Below are 18,175 nucleotides of genomic sequence, written 5' to 3' on the forward strand. Positions count from 1 at the left end.
TTCTCTATGTGCTACGCGCCTTCTGCTTGCGTGTTCCATTGGGCGCGCAGGCGTTTGCGGACTTCCGCAGAGGCGTTGCGTAGCGGCGCGCCGAGCCGGCTTTCCAGCCCGCGCGATGGGTCTGCGGCTATGTCGGCGAGTGCTGCGGCGAGCGCGGTTTGCACGGTATCGATGTCGCCCGCATCGGGTGTGTCAGCGGACTTCACCTTCAGCAATTTCCACAGCAGCCCGAGCGACGCGAAGCTGGCGATGTCATACGCCATGGGCGGAATCTCCTGCGCGAGGCGTTCCAGGTCGGCCACGGAGCGCAGCGTCACGCGTGCCGCTGCGGCTTTGCCCATCGCGTGCACCATCACTTCGGCATCGTCGAGTGCAAGCAGGCGGTTGGCCTGATAGCCATGTGCCAGCAGCGCGCCCGACATGGCTCGCCCGACGATCAGGCCGATCACCGGATGGCCGGCCAGACGTGCAGCGGCATAGGCATCCGCCGCGGCGGCCAGTGCGAGGTGGATACCGTAGGCTTCCTCGCGGCGCCCATAAGCCTGGCTGGCCACGTCGATAACGGCGACGATGGCGCGTTTCTTCTCTTGCCTGGCGTCTTCAGTCACGACATCGCGCACGGCGCGCGCGAGCTGCCAGCCTTCGACCAGGCCGACTTCGCCATTGCGTGCGCGTGGGAAGCGGTTGTCTGCATTGGGCACGACGGCGATGTAGCGGGCGGGCTGGCCTGCCAGCGTGGCATCGATGACTTGAAGCGTGCTGCCGTAGCCCGCAACCGGCGTACCGCCGGTGAGTGCGCGCATCCAGGTAGCGCCGCGCGTGGAAAGTTCGTTCTGGCTCATGCTTGATCCTTTGCGTAGAGCGTGCGCACATCTTCGGCCGTGGCTTGGCGCGAGGTGTCGACGGCGGCGAGTTGTTCGAGGTAGTGGTCGACCTGCTCGCTGCGCTGGTGCTTCGGTGCACCTGCCTGCAGCCATGCGATCACCTGCGCACGGATCGAGACGGAGTCGTCTTCGATGCAGACATCGGCGAGGCCCGTGGCATTGCGTTGTTCGCCGCCAGTTAGGCTCCAGATGAAGGGGCGGTCGCGCGAGTCGTACTCTTCGATGCCGGCCTCTTGTTCGATCACCTGCGGGCCATTGAGGCCGAGGCGTGCCTCACGCGTCATCAGCAGGTAGCTGCACAGGCCGGCGGCGATGCTCATGCCGCCAAAGCAGCCGACCGTGCCTGCCGTGATGCCGATCACCGGCCCGTACTCACGCAGCGCGCGGATGCCTGCATGGATTTCAGCGATGGCCGCGAGGCCAAGATTGGCCTCTTGCAGCCGCACGCCGCCCGTCTCGAAGATGATGACGGCGCGTGTGGGAATGCCATTGCGGTTGTCTTCCGCCGCCAGCTCCAGTGCGCCGGCAATCTTGGCGCCGGACACCTCGCCCATGCTGCCGCCCTGAAAGGCGCCTTCAATGGCGAGCACTACGGCGGGCTGCCCGCCCAGCGTGCCGCGCGCGACGACCACGCCATCATCGGCCTGTGTGACGATGCCCTGGCGCGGCAGCCACGGTGATGTCAGTTGCTCGAACGGATCGAGCAGTTCGCGGAACGTGCCGGGGTCGAGCAGGGCAATCGCGCGACGGCGCGCGTCGCGTTCGATAAAGCTGTCGCGTTCAATCGGGTTGCGTGACATGGCGTCTCCTTACGACTGCGCGAGCGCTTCGAGCGCCTGCTCGAGCCGCAACCGCACTACGGCCGGTGTTGCGCCGAAGTCGTTGATGGTGATCTTGGCAGCAGGCCATGCGTGCGAGCCGAACACGCGCGCAAGCTGAGCTTGCCACGTCGCGCTCATGCCGTTGACGGACGTGGTGATGGCCACGTCGATCTGGCCAGCGTTGCCGGGGGTGAGCAGCACCTCCAGGTCGCCCGAGCCGACCACGCCGGCATAGGCACGTCGGCTAGCGGGTGCGCCGCCGGTGAATTGAAAATCAAGACGCTCCATGTTCGGTTTCCTGATGAGCGGATTCGAGATCGGACGCTGCGTGCGCGCTTGCGGGCAGACGGTCGAGGAACAGCGTGGCGGCCAGCAGATCGGCTGCACCACCGGGTGACACGTGCAGTGCCAGCATGTCTTGTTCGAGCAGACGGAAGGCGCGGCGGCCTTGCGAAGTTGCCAAGCCGCCTTCGGCGCGTACCGTGGTCGCACCGGTTTGTACGACACGCAGCGCATTGGCGCCACCGCGTGCGAGTACGCAGGTGTCGTCCAGCGTGGCCATGACGGCGAGCAGCGCATCCACGCGAGCATGGTCTTCGCGGATGCCTGCGGCGCGCGCCTGATGCAACGCGGGCAGTGCCACCTTGATCACGTGCGGAAAGCCGGCACAGGCCTGGCCCTTCGCACCGCCAACGCCGTAGTCGTTGCACGCACGCTCGCCCTTGTGACCAGTGGAGACCGGCGCAAAGCGATCCGGGATGTTGGCCAGGCGTGTCGCACGATTCGCAACGGCGGCGGCGTTCAACGCCTGCGGTTCTTGCGCGGCCGCCGTCACCAGCAGCCCGAGCGCCCAGATGGCGCCGCGGTGCGTGTTGATGCCGCCGGTCGCGTCCAGCATGGTCGCTTCGCCTTCGCGACCCAGGCGGCCGATGCGTTCGCGCAGCGCCAGCGGCGAGTCCATCTGCGCGCCCGCCAACGCCATGGCCTCAAATGCCGGGCGCAGGGTCTGGGCCGAGTGCACCATCAGCGTCCAATCGAGGTCGTGATGCGCGCCGTTGCCGCGCACGTCGACGAGACCGGGTTTGGGCGACAGCGTCACCTCGTCGATGAGGGCAGACTCCACCAGCGCGCCCAATCGCTTCGCACGTGCTTTCGGGCTGGCCGGCAGGGGCCGGTTCAGTGTCTTCTCCATTACCAGCTCCGGAAGCGTGCAGGCGGGTCGTACAGGCCGCCGGACCATTCCACCAGGTCAGCGATGCTCTTGGCGGCGAGCAGTTCGCGGCTGGCATCGCCGCGGCGCACGTCGAGGTCTTCTGGCAGGGCGATCAGGCCGTCGCGGCGCATCTGCTCGGTCTTGGACGGGTCGTGACGCAGGCCGATGGAGGTGACACCTGCCACCGCCGCGATCATTGCGCGCCGCTCTTCCAGCGAGCGTGCCTTGTAGAGATACGCAATGCCGTCTTCGGTCAGCAGGTGGGTGACGTCGTCGCCGTAGATCATGATGGGCGCGAGCGGCATGCCGCTTTGCTTGGCCACGGCCACCGCATCGAGCGTGTCGACAAAGGTGGGCTTGCCGCCTTCCTGGAACGTTTCGACCATCTGCACGACGAGCTTCTTGCCGCGCTCCAGCATCGTCACCGGTTCGGTCATGTCGAGCCATGCGGGCGTGGCGTGACGGCGGCCACGCGGGTCGTGGCCCATGTTGGGCGCGCCGCCAAAACCGGCCAGGCGGCCGCGCGTGACGGTGGACGAATGCCCATCGCCATCCACCTGCAGCGTCGCGCCGATGAAGAGGTCCACCGCGTATTGGCCCGCCAACTGGCACAGCATGCGGTTCGAGCGCAGCGAGCCATCGCGGCCGGTGAAGAACACATCGGGGCGTGCGGCCACATAGCGTTCCATGCCGAGTTCTGTGCCGAAGCAATGCACGCTTTCCACCCAACCGGATTCGATTGCCGGAATCAGCGTCGGGTGCGGGTTGAGCGTCCAGTTGCGGCAGATCTTGCCCTTGAGGCCCAGGCGCTCGCCGTACGTCGGCAGGATCAGCTCAATGGCTGCGGTGTTGAAGCCGATGCCGTGGTTGAGCGACTGCACGTTGTGCCGCTGGTAGATGCCGCGAATGGCCATCATCGCCATCAGCACGTGCACGGGCTTGATGAGGCGCGGGTCGCGCGTGAACAGCGGCTCGATGTAGAACGGCTTGTCGGCCTGCACGATGAAGTCGACCCACGAGCCGGGAATGTCGACACGCGGCAGGTCGGCCGGGTCATCGACGATCTCGTTGACCTGCACGATGACGATGCCATCGGAGAACGCGGCGGGCTCGACCAGCGCGGGCGTGTCTTCGGTGCTGGGGCCGGTGTAGATGTTGCCCTGGCGATCGGCCTTGAAGCCGGCCACCAGCGACACGTTGGGGATCAAGTCCACCACCAGCCGCGCATACAGCTCGATGTAGGTGTGGATGGCGCCGACTTCCAGCAGCCCGTCGGCCAGCAACTGGCTGATGCGCAGGCTTTGCGGCCCCGCAAACGAGAAATCGAGCTTGTGCGCGATGCCGGCTTCAAAAATATCCAGGTGCTCGGCACGGCTCACGCTCGGCATGATCATGTGCAGATCGTGCAGGCGCTCGGGGTTCACCTTGGCCAGCGAGCGCGACAGGAAATCGGCCTGCTTCTGGTTGTTGCCCTCCAGCACGACGCGGTCGCCCGGGGCGAGCAGCGCTTCCAGCGCGGCGACGATATCGGTGGTGGGGATGACCTTGCCGTTGGCGATCCGGCGGGCGGCAGCCAGACGGCGTTCCTTCTCGTCGCGCCGCTTGCGCCACTGGGGCGGGATGGCGGCGTTGGCCGGATTGTTGGACATCGCTTGCATGAGTGGACAGCTCCAACCGTGAACTCGATGGGCTGTACCGTATGCCGGAAAACCGTGCACTTCAATCAACCTAGTCGCGGTTTCATTAGCTTTAAGTTAATGAAAGAATGGGCAGATCACGGCAAAGTGCGGCCCTAAGCCCACACCCGGCCCACGCCCAGCGGAGACAGAACCATGGCAATTGATGAAGACATCACATTGAAGAAGCTGGAGGTGTTCCAGTCCTTCATGACGCTGGGCAACATGGCGCGCGTGTCGGAGGCGCTCGGGCAGAGCACGGTGAGCGTGCACCGCGCGCTGCATTCATTGGAAGAGGGCTTGCGTTGCCCGCTGTTCAAACGCGACGGGCGCAAGCTGATCCCGCTCTCCACCGCCTACGTGTTTGCCGAGCATGTGGAACGCATCCTGGCCGAATGCGAAGCCGGTGTGCGCCGCACACGCGAAGCGGCGGGGTTCTCCTCCACTACGCTGAAGATCGGCGGACTCTATTCGATGACGGTCGGTACGCTGCCGCGCATCTTCGCGGGGCTGAAGACGCGGCGCTCCGCGCTCGACATCGAACTCACGCTGGGCTCGAACCGCAGCCTGCTGGCCAAGCTGGAAGACGGCCAGCTCGACGCCATCGTCATTGCGCTGGGCGAGCCGCTGCGCAATCCTGATCTGCTCACCGTGCCGATGTTCGATGACGAGATTCTCTTTGCCGCGCCGCTGGACTCGCCGTATGCGTCATCGACGGAGATCGACCTGCAAACCGTGCGCAGCGAAAAATTCGTCGCGCTCGGCGACGATTTCGCCACGTACCACGACTTCATGGCCGCCTTCGACAAGGCCGGTTTTGCACCGCAGATTGCACTGCGCGTGGGCGACATCTTCTCGCTGATGAACCTGGTGAGCGGCGGCATCGGCTATGCACTGCTCCCGCGCCGCGTGGCGGATTTCAGCCCCAAGGTGCAGCTGATTCCGCTGGCGGCGCGCTACGCGATCAGTCAGCACATCGTGTTAGTGATGCAGCGCAATCGGGAGCGCGATCCGAATCTGCTGGCGTTGTCGGCGGAGTGTCGGTTGTTGGGTAGCCGTTGAATCGACGGGCAATCTGCCGACGAGCGGGATGACGGGTAGATGTTCTATACAGGGCTTCGGCTAAACCTAATCTTGCGGACTATGCTGTCAGCCGGCCTTTTGTGGAGATATCCGTGAGAGGTAAATCAGCACCTACCGTCGACACATTAGATTTTGAAGATAATTAATTCAAAAAAAAGAAATACTAAGTATCGAAGAAGCGGAGTTGTTTAGACTCGCCAACCAACAAAAATACGCTGGGGTTGGGAATGCGAAAGGTCTTACTAGTGGTGCTGCTACTCATGAGCTGGATGCAGTGTGCAGCGGCCTGGAGTGTTATTGGTTACACGCCATGGTCAGAAGATGTTAGCGTGGTGGGGGTGCGCGTAGACACCCTATACAGCACTCCCCAGGCAGCCTGTGCGAATGCCCCTATCCCCGGAACGTGGGCTCCTGGATCAACTCGGTGTTGGAACCACCTTGGATATGCGACCGGCTACTTCGCGTGGGGCATCGGCAATACCGATCCTTCAGTAGGCTGGTCGCCCGAGAAGATTGGTTCGTTTGACGCCAAAGGGATGTGGCGCGTTGAGCCACCTCGCACAATGTCATGCCCGGTCGGACATCCCGTGCAGCCTGCAACGGGCGTGAAAATCCTCACGGAGACAGATCTAAGCCTCCCCGACGCCGCGCTTCATTACCAACGGACGTATCGTTCGGCTTTGTTCGCATCGCCGGCTCAAGGCCCGGGCGGGTGGACAAGCGAGTGGCAAAGCAACCTGCAGTTTCAGGAGTCTGACTTTCCGTCAATGCCTCGGGTTGTTGCCCGGCGTGGGGACGGCGAGGCGGTGTTCTTTGCTCCGAACTACACAACTCGTACCTGGAAAACCGCAATCGGGAATGACGTGTTGCAACCGACATACGACGCGTCAGGGGCAATTTCATCGTGGCTGTACACCACGGCGATGACGGGAGCCGTTGAGACCTACGATGCCAAAGGGAAACTACTTTCCGTTCGGGAGCAGACCGGCCGCACTACGACGCTTACCTACGACACTAATACCCAGCTTACGCAAGTCACAGCCCCCAGCGGCCGTAGCCTGACCCTTGCGTACGACGCGCAAGGTCGCGTATCCAGCGTCACCGCGCCAGATGGTGCTGTAACGAAGTACGCCTACAACGCAACCGGCATGCTGACCTCCGTCACCTGGCCGGACAACACCGTGCGGCAGTACGTGTACGAAGACACGCGCTTCCCGACCGCACTGACCGGCGTGATCGACGAAGCTGGTGTGCGGTATGCCACGTATGCCTATGACAATCAGGGGCGGGCGATTACCAGCGAACTGACTGCCGGAGCGGATCGGTATCAGTTCCAGTACCAAGCGAATGGCCAGACGATCGTCACACAGCCATCAGGCACGACCAGCACGTACACCTTCCTCAAGCAGAACGGTGTGTTGTTGCCTACGGGGGTGTCGGCGCCTTGCCCGACTTGTGGCAACACCGCGCAAAGCACCAGCTACGACGCCAATAACAACCCGACAAGCAAGACGGGCTATGACGGTTCCACGACGACGTATGTCTACGATGCCCTCGGCCGCGAGACGCAGCGCGTAGTCGGGGCCGGGACGGCGGATGCGAAGACCACCACAACGGAATGGGACCCGCAGCAAGGCTCTGTGAGCCGCATGGCAACGCCGAACAAGATAGAGGCGTTTTCCTACGACGCGAATGGGAATTTGCTTTCGCATACTGTGACGCCGACTGGTGATGCTAACGGTAGTCAAGGCTTTGCCGCCGCAGCTTCCGGCGATAGCGAACGTACAGCGTGGACATACGATGCGAATGGGCAAGTTCTGACAGCAACGGATAGCAAAGGATTGATCACGGTTGGAACGTGGACATTCACCTATGACGGCAAGGGCGACCTGTTGACGCTTACCAATCCATCCGGCCAAACCGGCCGGGTCACTCAATACGATGCTGCAGGGCGGGTGCTTGAGGCCGTGGATACGGAAGGCTTGATCCACAAGCTCAGCTATAACGCACGTGGGTGGCTAACGGATCGTCAGATCGGAAATCTGAGAATCCACTATGACTATGATCCCATCGGGCAGCGCATAGCCGTGACCGGACCGGAGGACACCTCCGCCCGCTATGTCTATGATGCCGCGCATAGGCTTATCGAGATTTTCGACAACTTGACGATTCAGCAGCCGGCCAATCTGTCAACGCTTGCGAGCCCATTTAGCGTGGAGCGGACGCAACATGGTGACGCTGAAGCTTCTTCTGTTGTGACGCGTGTGAAGTCAGTGCTTGTGAGTAGTTGGAATGCGACATTGAGTTGGTTGAAGCGCGTGGTGTCAGAGCTTATTCGATCAGCGCACGCACAAGTGGGGGTAGGTTCCGGTACGGGCATTGGATACAGGCCGCCTATGCCTGTCCCTACAGGCAGTCAAAGCATCAACGTGTCGCCCCGACCAGAGGAGGAATTGGACTCCAACGTTGGATCGCGTCGCATGCCTCCTGAGATGGGGATGTTGAGAATTCTCATGCGGGTACAACGGGCGTGCAGCGCAGCTATTAGCGCCGTGACACAGGCTTTCAATCGAGGCGAACCTCCCGGTGACTGCGATTGGGATGAATACATACGCCGCAACAAGGCGGTGACGGAAGCTTGCAAGCGGGGACAGTCGTATTGCAAGCCAGGAGATGACGTGGCGACGCTGCTTGCTAAGAGGAGCGCACTTCAGTCTTGCGGCAATGCTCGCCGAGACCTCATGAATAGGTGTTTCCGTGGGGGTGATTCACGGCATCAGGGCGAGTGGGTAAAGATCATTCAACAAGTGGAAGTTTGCAATGGACTCTAAAGAGTTGACGGCTCAAGCTCGGCGAATCGCCGAGGGGATGCGGCGTGTTTTCCCAACTACACCTGTTCCCGTAGATCATAGACGCCCGGACGGAGACATCGACTGGGAGGTTGAAGAGGATCTGCAGCGGGTGATCGGTAGGCCCTGGACCGATGTGCAGCTAGAGGATTGGACACACATGATTCGGCCGTCTGCGATCCGCAACGGCACCAATAGCGACTTCTTCAAGTACTACGTGCCGTCCATCCTCTGTGGTGTGTTACTGAGCCCAGAGTGGGCTGATCCATTGGCCATATCAGCATTGTTGCCTGACAACCCCAAGTTTGAACCTCGTGAGGAATGGCGGAGCTTCAGGAACAAGTTCTCACCCGCGCAGGCGGGGCAAATCGTGACCTTCCTGCAATGGGTTAAGGATGTAAGCGATCCTACTTCCGCTGATTGGTACGGTGCAGATGCTGGTCTGAATGGTTTGTGGAACTAGAAATTCAAGTCCAGAGCTGATCGTTACGGATGCAGAGCTATGGAAAAAGCCAAACTGGAAGACGCAATCCTCAGCGCATTCTCTGACGTCGAGGTGCCTCCGGACTGGGCGCTGGTCTGCAGTCATGAAGGTTTCGAGCCTGCTGAAACTGAACAAATATTTCGTGGGGTCAAAAACTGGAGGGATCTGCACATATTCAAGATGGATCAGGACGCAGTCTTGTCCTTTCTCTCCGACGAGGCATTCAGGTACTACCTACAGGCTTTCATGGTGTATGACATCAGAGGTGAGATTCACTACAACGATGTTGTATTCCACCTGGTCCACGGCCTTGCGGACCAGGGTTCAGCGGAAAGGATAAATCCTCGGAGGTACGGGAATCGGACAGCCTGGGATAGTGCTGTGTATCGGCATTCCGTATTCTCGAAAGCGCAGGCCGGTGCAATTGTTGAGTACCTGAAATTCAAGCTCGAAGCTGAGGGGCCGGACGGATTCGACACGCCTTCCATTCAGCAGGCGCTGGCCAACTACTGGCTCGCGCGAGCGGGGTTGCCCTGATGACTTCGTGCATTGTCGCTACACCATGAATTTCTTCCCTCTAGCGGCACTTGCAGTTGCACTCAGTGGAGGGGTGGCATTGCTTCGCCGGAATCGTCGCAGGAGGAGCCTTGTTGCTCTTACCGATCGAGAGTCGCTTAACGATGCCCAGATCTACGCGCAGTTCTACGCCACGGGCGATCTGGATGAGACGGATGTCCGTGTTCTCAGGAACGAGATCGCCGACACATTGCGAGTACCAGCGGACAAGTTGCGCCCAAGCGATCGGTTCGGAGCCGACATCGGCGCTTACTTCATAACGAGCGAAGAACTGGACGTGCTAGGCAATCTGGCAGCCCGGCGTGCAACGCAACGGGGTATGAAGATCGACATCACAGCACTTGCCACGGTGGACGACTACGTCAAGGCTTTCGCTGCAAGGAAAGCATAGAGGAAGCGGTATGGCGACCTACGAGGTATGGCAGATGGTGGACCCTGCTGGCGGCACGCAAATCACTCTTCTGGAGACGGGTCAGTTCGAATCACGGCAGCATCTGTACGAGGGCAAGGCTGCATTGCTGACGTCGTTCGAAGCAGACTCGTATGATGAAGCCGCGCAGAAGCGCAACGACTACTTTGGGTGGGGCAAGTACCACCCAATGCGCTAACGATATGACCATGAAATACGCCGACGGACAGGAAGTCAGGCTTGGTGACCATGTTGGTCTAGGTACGGATGACGGTGGCGTGGTTGTGTGTTCGATCGAGGACGGCGCGTACAGCGACGAACATACGGCTGAGCAATGGGGCTACCTCAAGACTGGATTCATGGTCGAATTCCCCAGCTATGGACTGATCCACTACGAAGTGGCCGAGGAAGGCTTGCGACTGATCGCACGTGCGATTAAGTGAGGCTTCGCATCTGCACAAATTCTTTCGCTTCATCATCTTGATCGAGCGGTGCTAAAGCGCAGCCATCGCACTTTAGGAATCCGGCGATGTTCACGTCCCAAGACCCTCAATAGAATCCACCTGCCTTCGCACCAACGAAGGCCTGGGTTTAGCGACCTAGTCGGGACAGTGAACCTCCGTTCATTGTGTACACTCTCGTCCGTTTTCAATGGCGGGCCGGGTGAGTGAGACCGCAAGGTCTACTGGGTCCTGACACCAGTCGCTAACCTCGCCGCAGGCCCGCCACCCTCGTTTAGCGACGAGGGCGGCGAGCCCATGATCGATGTGTCGTCAGGAGACGTCATGGCCGTTCCTCAAAGCGGGCTTCGCCCCGCATCGTTCCCTTCTCCCCCTCCATCCGCCCCCACGTTGTACCAATCCGGTGCGCTGCGCGCGCAGCGGTTTCTGCGGATTACGCAGCGTTCGTTGCATCGGCATCGCTCGTTCCAACCCGCGCTTTTACGGGAGACGCTGGACTACGTGCTGGGCGCACGCCAATTGGAATATCGTGCGGGGTTTCTTGATGCCATTGGCGCGTATGTGCTGCTCGCGCTGGAGGGGTGCCAGTTGAACCCAGACACATGGGATGCGCTGGCTGCAGTTGAGCGCCGATAGGCTCAGCTGCGAATGACAACGCCCTGAGCGGGTCAGGGCGTCTCAAAGACAGCTACGGTCGCAAGCCAAACAAGCCTTGCCAGAACGACTCAAAGGCGCTGGGTTGATGCTGGGGCCGCGTCGCTTCGGGTGTCGGAACAGCCTCAACGTCAGGCACCTTCGCAGCCGCCACACTCGCCCGCCGCGCTTCCTGCATCGCCCACACACTATCCACAATGCGCGCCGCCAGCTCTGCCTCGCAGTCCCGCCCGAGCAGCACACCGAAGAGCACGTCCCGGTTGTGACCATCGTCAGCAAAGCGCATCGCGATGGCGACCATCTTCTCGTAGTGCTCCTGCGCGATGCGCTCACGCTCCCGTTGCGCTTCTCGCTCCTGAGCTTCCTGTGCGTCGCGCTCGGCCTGCCAGCGCTGCATTTCCTGCGCGAACACCTCGTCGTAGACCCGGCGTTGCTCGGCATCGGAGAGGATGGCGTAGGCCTCGCGGATTTCCTGGAACGCTGCGTAGGCTTCGGCCTCGCGGCCAAGGTTGCGGTCGGGGTGCCACTTCATCGTGGCACGGCGATAGGCGCGCTTGATTTCGTCCAGTGTCGCGTCCGGCTGCACGCCGAGGGTCGCGTAAATGGTCGTCATGGCGGAGGGGGGCTGCCAGGGGAAAGGTCATCCTAGCATGCGGTCGTGTACGTTCGAACCCATGGATCGCGCGGGCCGGCGCCGCGCAAATGAGGTGACGCGCGTCGGCAGCCATGGCCGTGAAGGTCGTGTTTCTTCGATGTAACAGACCGGGGCGTTTACCCAACACCATTGCGCTGCTTCCACGCATCCATACGGTCGTTCCAGCCGTAGAGGGGCTTGGCACGCTTTTGGCATCAGGTTCAGCTTCAGCGCGGTGCGCTCTTGTGCTTGATTCCTGCCGCACCACGGATACGCTGAGAGCAACGGTGCTGTAAGAGCGCTGGGCCGCCAACGCGCTTGGCTTGCCTGGGCAGATACGGCACCTCATTGCTTTGCAGCGACGCATGGGGAGAGACTCATGCACTCACGCACGCTTGTGGGCCTCGCAGTTTCAGCGCTGATGATGGCGGCTGCTTTCGCGCTTGCCGATGAACATGACGAGCACGAACACCATGCGAGCGCCGATCAACTCGGTCACGTCACGTTCCCCACATCCTGCAGCCCGAAGGTCCAACCGCTCTTCGAGCGGGGTGTCGCCATGCTGCACTCCTTCTGGTTCACCGAGGCGGGCAAGACCTTCCAGTCGGTCATCGAGCAGGACCCGGATTGCGCAATCGCTTACTGGGGGATTGCCGTCAATCTGCTGGGCAATTCGCTGGCGGGTACACCGTCCATGACTGATGCCCAGGCTGCATCGCAAGCGCTGGCCAAGGCCCGTTCCATCGGTGCGAAGACGCAGCGCGAACGTGACTGGATCGAAGCGATCGGTGCCTACTACCAGGATTATCAGAGCGTGCCCGTGGCAACTCGCTTGCAGGCGTACGCCGATGCCATGCAACGCATGACGCAGCGCTACCCAGACGATGATGAGGTCTGGATCTACTATGCGCTCGCGCTGCAAGCCGCCGCGCCGGTCAGCGACCGGACCTACGCCAATCAGCGCAAGGCGGCTGCGATTCTGGAGAAGCTGTTTGCCAAGAATCCGCAGCACCCTGGGGCGGCGCACTACCTGATCCACGCCTATGACTATCCGCCTCTTGCTGCGCTGGGTCTGGTCGCAGCGGGTAAGTACGCCACCATCGCGCCTGCGGCACCGCATGCCCGGCATATGCCATCCCACATCTACACGATGCTCGGGCTTTGGCCGGAATCGATTCAATCCAACTTGGCCGCCCTCGAAGTTCAGCCCGACTACTACCACGCGTTGGATTTCGCGGTGTATGCGTATCTGCAGCTGGCGCAGGATGCAAAGGCGCGCGCCTTGATTGAACAAGGGGCTGCAACCGCCACGCGCAGTCCTCCAACGCTGAATGGCAATAAGAACTCTGTTGCGGCAATGCCCGCGCGTTACGCCGTAGAGCGAGCCGACTGGAAAGCCGCGGCCGCTCTGCCCATCACCTCGAACAACTGGCCCTACGCTGATTCGATCACGCGATTCGCGCGCGGCCTCGGGATGGCGCGCAGCGGCGACTTGACGGGCGCAAAGCAGGAGATCGAGGCGCTCAAGAGCTTGCAGCAAGCGCTTGAGAAATCAAAAGAGCCCTACTGGGTAGCCAGAATCGAAGAAGAGATTGCCGCCGTCTCGGCGTGGATCGCTCAGCAGGCAGGCAACCGCACGCGCGCTGAGCAATGGATGCGGACGGCCGCCGATGGCGAAGATGCCAGCATCAAGAACGTGGCGATGGAGAACAGGCTCGTTCCAATGCGCGAGCTACTGGGTGACTTGCTGGTGGAACAAGGAAGATCCGGCGCCGCATTGCAGGAATATGAGGCGGCGCTGCGGGAATATCCAAACCGCTTTCACGGGCTCTACGGCGCCGCGCATGCCGCAGCCCTTTCCGGCCAGCGCGACAAGGCGGCCGAATATTTCGAACGATTGCTGGTGCTCGCAAGAAGCGCGGATAGCACGCGACCGGAAATCGAAGCTGCCAAAGCCTATCTCGTAGCCCGTTGATGCGCGGTGACCCGACGCAGTCATGCAGCGCATGCTTTTAGCCAGTCGTCGCCGTGGGGGAAATGCCGTGGCAACGAAATTCTCCGACCGATCCAAAGCCCTCGCCAACCGCTGGCACGCTGCGCGACTTGCGCGCTTTTCCATGGGTTTGGAGGGGCATGACTTCAAGGGCGGTGACCAGACCCTGCTGTACTTCGGTTGTCTCACCCTGTTCATCGCTCTGGCCACGCCGGCCGGCTACCTAGTCGACATCCAGACCTCGTACCTGCTCAAGAACCAGTTGCATGCAACGGCGACGCAGATCTCGATCTTCCGGCTCGTGACGGGCGTCCCGGTGTACCTCGCGTTTGCGTTCGGCTTGGCGCGCGATCAGTGGAACCCGCTGGGATTGCGCGATCGCGGCTTCTTCCTGATCTTTGCGCCGGCCACTGCGTTGGCACTGATCGGGATGGCGTTTTCGGGGTTCTCATACGCAGCACTGGTGGTTTGGATGCTGCTGGCCATGCTGTCTTCCCGATTTGTCGCCGCGGCTTATCAAGGGTTGATCGCGCTGGTGGGCCAGGAAAAGCGCATGTCCGGACGTTTGAGTGCACTGTTGAATGTGGTTGGCACCGTTCCGGTTGTTGCCGGGGCATTTGCGTCCGGCGTCATCTCCGATCATCTGGCCCCGAAAGGGGCCTTTTTGCTGGCGGCGGCGTTCACGCTATCGATTGCCGTGCTGGGGTTCTGGAAACCCACGTCCGTCTTTGGCGATGCCTATGACAAGCCGCAAGCCAGGGGCACAGATTTCGTGGGCAACGTCCGGCGGCTAGCGAAGCATCGGGCCGTCTATCCTGCAGTGCTCATCTGCTTTCTGTGGAACTTTGCGCCGGGCGCGTCCACGCCGCTGCAGTTCTATCTGACCAACACGCTGCATGCGTCGGATTCGGTCTACTCGTACTACAACGGCATCTTTGCCGCCGCGTTCATCCCGACCTTCCTGCTGTACGGCTTCCTGTGCAAGAAGGTCTCACTGAACACGCTGCTGTGGTGGGGAACGATCGTCGCCGTGCCGCAGATGATTCCGCTGGCCTTCATTCACTCGGCCGATCTCGCGCTGATTCTGGCGGCACCGATCGGGCTGATGGGAGGTGTCGCCACGGCTGCGTATCTCGACCTTGCGATGCGGTCTTGTCCGCCGGGTTTGCAAGGCACGCTGATGATGCTGGTGGATGGCGTGTTTGCGCTCTCGGCACGCGCCGGTGATCTGTTGGGTTCGCGCATCTACAGCAGCAGTCCAACGCACGGATTCACGTACTGTGTGATTGCGACCACCGTGGTGTACGCGCTGATCCTGCCCCTGATCCCACTTGCGCCGAAAGGGTTGATTGCCACCAGGGATGGTGAACCCAATCCGGAGATCGAGGCTGATCTGGACTGATGCATTGTGGAGCAGCTGCGGAGCCGCATCGAGACACCCAGGCCAGCGTGCGCGGCACCGTCATGCTATTGCCAGTCTGCAATTGACAACGCCTGCACACCTCTCTAAGCTCCGCCCTCAATTTCCGTTCCACCCTGACTTCGATTGGTGAATCAAGTGCCCGCAGCCTTCCGTCACATCGCCTGACGCCGACGACTACCAGTTTCCTGGTATCGCGGTTGCCTGCCCGTCCGTACTGAACGCAGCGTCGTTCTAGATCGGAACCCATCGGCAGGCGCGGTTCCGGGAGCGCGCACTGCACCAATCCTTCGCCTCTCCCCCTCCGTTTTTCCGCGTCGTCGGCTTTTCCCACATTGGCTTGGAGAAAACCATGACGCTGGATCATCGCGCACTTGCGCAATCGCTCGACCTGTTTCGCTATCCGCGCACACCGCATCTGGAAGGCTCACGCCTGCAGGATGGTGATGCTGGCTACGAGCACATTCCCTATCGAACGCTGCACGGGCAGTACCTCGTTGTCGAAGAGAAGATCGACGGGGCCAACACTGGCATCAGTTTCAGTGCCGCTGGCGAATTGCTGCTGCAGTCCCGAGGCCACTACTTGGTAGGTGGTGGGCGGGAGCGCCAGTTCAGCTTCGTCAAAGCCTGGGCCGCTGCCCACGAGGCCTGGCTGCTGGAGCGCCTGGAAGACCGCTATGTGATGTACGGCGAGACCGTCACCAAGAAGCATGCGGTGTTCTATGACGCGTTGCCTCACCACTTCTTTGAGTTCGACGTGCTGGACCGCCATACGGGCGAGTTCCTGTCGACCGCTGCACGTCGGGTGCTACTGGCGGATGGCCCGGTGCTTTCCGTTCCAGTCTTGTACGAAGGCACGGCACCGGCCACGCTCGCTGGGCTTAGAGCGCTGCTCAGGCCGTCATTGGCTAAGACCGTGCAGTGGCGAAGCGCCTTCGAGCAAACCGTGCAGCGTGCGGGACTCGACCTCGCGCTCGCATGGCGGCAGTGCGACAAGTCCGATCTGTCCGAGGGCCTCTACATCAAGGTGGAGGTCGATGGTCAGACCGTAGGCCGATACAAGTGGGTCCGACAGGATTTCGTACAAGCCATTCTGGAGTCAGGCAAGCACCATTCCGAGCAACCGTTCATTCCAAACCTGTTGTCGCCGGGCGTCGATCTGTATGCGCCACGGCCAACGGTGACCTGGAACACGTTGCGCGCAACCATGACGGAGAGGACATCATGATGCGTTACGAACACCTGCGGGCCCTGGTGCCCGCTCCGGGCATGTCGCCCGATTTCCAGGCGTGCCTCGCGGCGTTTCCCGTGCTCGAACTTGCCAAGACGACGCCGCAGGACCCGAGGTATCACGCTTCTACCCCTGTCTCAGGCAACTAATAACAACAAATCAAGGGCTTGCTAATAGTTGAATAACTAATTAGGCAACTATTTCCTTGAGTATCCACAGAGGAGTGTGGACCATGGATTGGATGAACATACAGAAGCTCGTTCCGAGCGACGGGCAGAGTCCCGATTTCCAAGGGTGCCTGAACGCGTTTCCCGCTCTGGAACTGGCGAAAGTGACACCTCAGGGCTCATACCATCGCGAAGGAGATGTGTGGACGCACACCAAAATGGTGGTAGAGGCCCTTCTCGCGCTGCCAGACTATCAAGCAGCGACACGAGTTGAGCAGGAAGTGCTCTTCCTGGCAGCGTTGCTGCATGACGTGGCAAAGCACAGCACGACCGTTGTCGACCCCGTGTCGGGTGAAATCAGTCAGCCTGGCCATTCCCGCAAGGGAGCCATCGATGCGCGTATTGCGTTATGGGATGTAGGCGTACCGTTCGACATCCGGGAAGCCGTCTGCAGGCTCATTGCCGTTCACCAGGTTCCGTTCTTTGCCTTGGCGGGGTCGCGGAGAGGTAAGTCAGCTGAGTTCATTGTTAGGGAGCTGTCCTGGCAACTAAGCATTCCACTGCTAGCGGCACTCGCTGAGGCTGACATGCGTGGCCGAATCTGCGATGACCAGCAGAAGGTGCTGGATGACATCGAGCTTTTTCGGGAGGTCGCTCGAGACGATGGGTGCTATGGCCAGCCAAGGGCTTTTGCCGATGCCCACACAGCGGTGAGCTATTTCCGGGGCGCGGAAATCCATCCGGACTTCGCACTCTTTCAGGAGGACGGCTCCAAGGTCATCGTGATGTCGGGCTTGCCGGCGTCTGGCAAGAACACATGGGTGGCTGCCAATCATCCGGACCTCCCAGTTGTCTCCTTTGACGATGCGCGCGAAGAACTGGGGCTGCGTCATGGCAAGAACGAAGGCATGGTGGCGCATCGGGCCGTGGCTCGGGCGAAGGAACTGCTGCGGGCTAAGGAGCCCTTCGTGTGGAATGCTACGAATCTTAGCGAGCTGATGCGTAAGAAGACGATTGACCTGCTGTTCGCATACGGTGCAGAAGTTGAGTTGGTGTACCTGGAAAAGCCGCGTGCCGAGCTATTGCGCCGGAACTCGAAGCGGGACACTTCGCTGACCAACAAAACGCTGGAAGGCATGCTTCACCGGTGGGATTTGCCTCTTCCCACAGAAGCGCATCGCATCCAATACGTGGTGTAGAAAACTCCCCTGAAGAACGGCCGTGACAGGTGGGCGTCAGCGCTCAGGCATCTTTGGGGACGTCAGGCAACAAGTTGCCTACAAACCTGCCAAGTGCCGTCTAGGCGACAAAATCTTTCCGGTACCTGCAGGCTGATTTCCTGGGGCAGCCAGTCGATGCATCGTTGTACGGCTCTGCCGGAAAAAGGCGACCAAGATTCGATGCCTAGCTATCTGGGCAACCAGATTGTCGCGGGCTGCGATGGCTCTTTTCCGACTAGCCCTTTCGAGAACAGCCTGCTTTCGACGATGTACCCAATCTCCTTCTTGTCGGCTCGATTGAGGTACTGTCAAGTAAGAAGAAATTCAGCGAGCTCGTCGTCGCAATAGAGGTACACGGTTGGGACTTGCGGGGCCTTGGCGAGCTTCCGCGCGATTTCAA

Annotated in this window: 19 protein-coding genes; 13 read left to right on the forward strand and 6 right to left on the reverse strand. The window is 60.9% G+C overall.

All coding sequences use genetic code 11. The features are described 5' to 3' along the window. Positions 1 to 11: 11 nt before the first annotated feature. Genes mdcE through mdcA form a run of 5 tightly spaced genes read right to left on the reverse strand, consistent with a single transcriptional unit; the run spans position 12 to position 4,576 of the window. Positions 12 to 842 (reverse strand): biotin-independent malonate decarboxylase subunit gamma, encoded by an 831-nt coding sequence (mdcE, locus tag ACS13N_RS21455; protein ID WP_438933620.1) that lies wholly within the window; start codon positions 840 to 842, stop codon positions 12 to 14. Beyond that, the gene (locus ACS13N_RS21460; RefSeq protein WP_438933621.1) at positions 839 to 1,684 is read right to left on the reverse strand and encodes a biotin-independent malonate decarboxylase subunit beta; all 846 of its coding nucleotides are present in this window, start codon (positions 1,682 to 1,684) and stop codon (positions 839 to 841) included. Before ACS13N_RS21460 ends, mdcE begins: the two co-directional genes overlap by 4 nt. Before the next feature lie 9 nt (positions 1,685 to 1,693). Beyond that, a complete protein-coding gene (locus ACS13N_RS21465) occupies positions 1,694 to 1,993 on the reverse strand; it encodes a malonate decarboxylase subunit delta (protein ID WP_438933622.1) in 300 nt (99 codons plus the stop codon). Next, positions 1,980 to 2,897 (reverse strand): triphosphoribosyl-dephospho-CoA synthase, encoded by a 918-nt coding sequence (locus tag ACS13N_RS21470; protein ID WP_438933623.1) that lies wholly within the window; start codon positions 2,895 to 2,897, stop codon positions 1,980 to 1,982. The genes ACS13N_RS21465 and ACS13N_RS21470 overlap by 14 nt, the downstream gene beginning before the upstream one ends. Beyond that, positions 2,897 to 4,576 (reverse strand): malonate decarboxylase subunit alpha, encoded by a 1,680-nt coding sequence (mdcA, locus tag ACS13N_RS21475; RefSeq protein ID WP_438933624.1) that lies wholly within the window; start codon positions 4,574 to 4,576, stop codon positions 2,897 to 2,899. Before mdcA ends, ACS13N_RS21470 begins: the two co-directional genes overlap by 1 nt. A gap of 174 nt (positions 4,577 to 4,750) precedes the next feature. Between mdcA and ACS13N_RS21480 the strand changes: the two genes are divergently transcribed. The 8 genes from ACS13N_RS21480 to ACS13N_RS21515 all read left to right on the forward strand — a co-directional run bounded on the left by ACS13N_RS21480 (position 4,751) and on the right by ACS13N_RS21515 (position 11,092). Then, entirely contained in the window at positions 4,751 to 5,656 is a 906-nt protein-coding gene (locus tag ACS13N_RS21480; RefSeq protein ID WP_438933625.1) for a LysR substrate-binding domain-containing protein, read from the forward strand. 608 nt (positions 5,657 to 6,264) lie between these two features. Next, on the forward strand, positions 6,265 to 8,508 hold the full coding sequence (locus ACS13N_RS21485; RefSeq protein ID WP_438933626.1) for a DUF6531 domain-containing protein: 2,244 nt from the start codon (positions 6,265 to 6,267) through the stop codon (positions 8,506 to 8,508). Next, positions 8,498 to 8,989, forward strand: a complete 492-nt coding sequence (locus tag ACS13N_RS21490) for a hypothetical protein (protein ID WP_438933627.1) — start codon at positions 8,498 to 8,500, stop codon at positions 8,987 to 8,989. Before ACS13N_RS21485 ends, ACS13N_RS21490 begins: the two co-directional genes overlap by 11 nt. 39 nt (positions 8,990 to 9,028) lie before the next feature. Then, positions 9,029 to 9,547: a DUF6714 family protein gene (locus tag ACS13N_RS21495; protein WP_438933628.1), complete on the forward strand. Its 519-nt coding sequence runs from the start codon at positions 9,029 to 9,031 to the stop codon at positions 9,545 to 9,547. 25 nt (positions 9,548 to 9,572) lie between these two features. Next, positions 9,573 to 9,977: a hypothetical protein gene (locus tag ACS13N_RS21500; RefSeq protein WP_438933629.1), complete on the forward strand. Its 405-nt coding sequence runs from the start codon at positions 9,573 to 9,575 to the stop codon at positions 9,975 to 9,977. Between the two features lie 10 nt (positions 9,978 to 9,987). Continuing rightward, positions 9,988 to 10,194 carry a hypothetical protein gene (locus tag ACS13N_RS21505; protein ID WP_438933630.1) on the forward strand — a complete coding sequence of 69 codons (207 nt, stop codon included), beginning with the start codon at positions 9,988 to 9,990 and terminating at the stop codon, positions 10,192 to 10,194. Positions 10,195 to 10,204: 10 nt separating this feature from the next. Beyond that, complete coding sequence (locus tag ACS13N_RS21510; RefSeq protein ID WP_438933631.1) at positions 10,205 to 10,438, forward strand: hypothetical protein; 234 nt, start codon at positions 10,205 to 10,207, stop codon at positions 10,436 to 10,438. Positions 10,439 to 10,753: 315 nt separating this feature from the next. Beyond that, positions 10,754 to 11,092, forward strand: a complete 339-nt coding sequence (locus ACS13N_RS21515) for a hypothetical protein (RefSeq protein ID WP_438933632.1) — start codon at positions 10,754 to 10,756, stop codon at positions 11,090 to 11,092. A gap of 52 nt (positions 11,093 to 11,144) precedes the next feature. On the opposite strand, the gene ACS13N_RS21520 is transcribed toward ACS13N_RS21515, so the two are convergent. Then, entirely contained in the window at positions 11,145 to 11,723 is a 579-nt protein-coding gene (locus ACS13N_RS21520) for a J domain-containing protein (protein ID WP_438933633.1), read from the reverse strand. Positions 11,724 to 12,123: 400 nt separating this feature from the next. Here ACS13N_RS21520 and ACS13N_RS21525 point away from each other — a divergent pair, with 400 nt between their 5' ends. From ACS13N_RS21525 to ACS13N_RS21545, 5 genes are all read left to right on the forward strand, one after another. Continuing rightward, positions 12,124 to 13,719 carry a tetratricopeptide repeat protein gene (locus ACS13N_RS21525; RefSeq protein WP_438933634.1) on the forward strand — a complete coding sequence of 532 codons (1,596 nt, stop codon included), beginning with the start codon at positions 12,124 to 12,126 and terminating at the stop codon, positions 13,717 to 13,719. Between the two features lie 142 nt (positions 13,720 to 13,861). Beyond that, complete coding sequence (locus ACS13N_RS21530) at positions 13,862 to 15,139, forward strand: MFS transporter (protein WP_438934467.1); 1,278 nt, start codon at positions 13,862 to 13,864, stop codon at positions 15,137 to 15,139. A 370-nt stretch (positions 15,140 to 15,509) separates the two neighbouring features. Beyond that, positions 15,510 to 16,385: an RNA ligase family protein gene (locus tag ACS13N_RS21535; RefSeq protein ID WP_438933635.1), complete on the forward strand. Its 876-nt coding sequence runs from the start codon at positions 15,510 to 15,512 to the stop codon at positions 16,383 to 16,385. Next, on the forward strand, positions 16,382 to 16,537 hold the full coding sequence (locus ACS13N_RS21540; RefSeq protein ID WP_438933636.1) for a hypothetical protein: 156 nt from the start codon (positions 16,382 to 16,384) through the stop codon (positions 16,535 to 16,537). Before ACS13N_RS21535 ends, ACS13N_RS21540 begins: the two co-directional genes overlap by 4 nt. A gap of 83 nt (positions 16,538 to 16,620) precedes the next feature. Beyond that, on the forward strand, positions 16,621 to 17,754 hold the full coding sequence (locus tag ACS13N_RS21545; protein ID WP_438933637.1) for an AAA family ATPase: 1,134 nt from the start codon (positions 16,621 to 16,623) through the stop codon (positions 17,752 to 17,754). Positions 17,755 to 18,175: the final 421 nt, after the last annotated feature.

Origin of the sequence: Ralstonia sp. 24A2 (assembly GCF_051783885.1) — a bacterium.
Classification (GTDB): domain Bacteria; phylum Pseudomonadota; class Gammaproteobacteria; order Burkholderiales; family Burkholderiaceae; genus Ralstonia.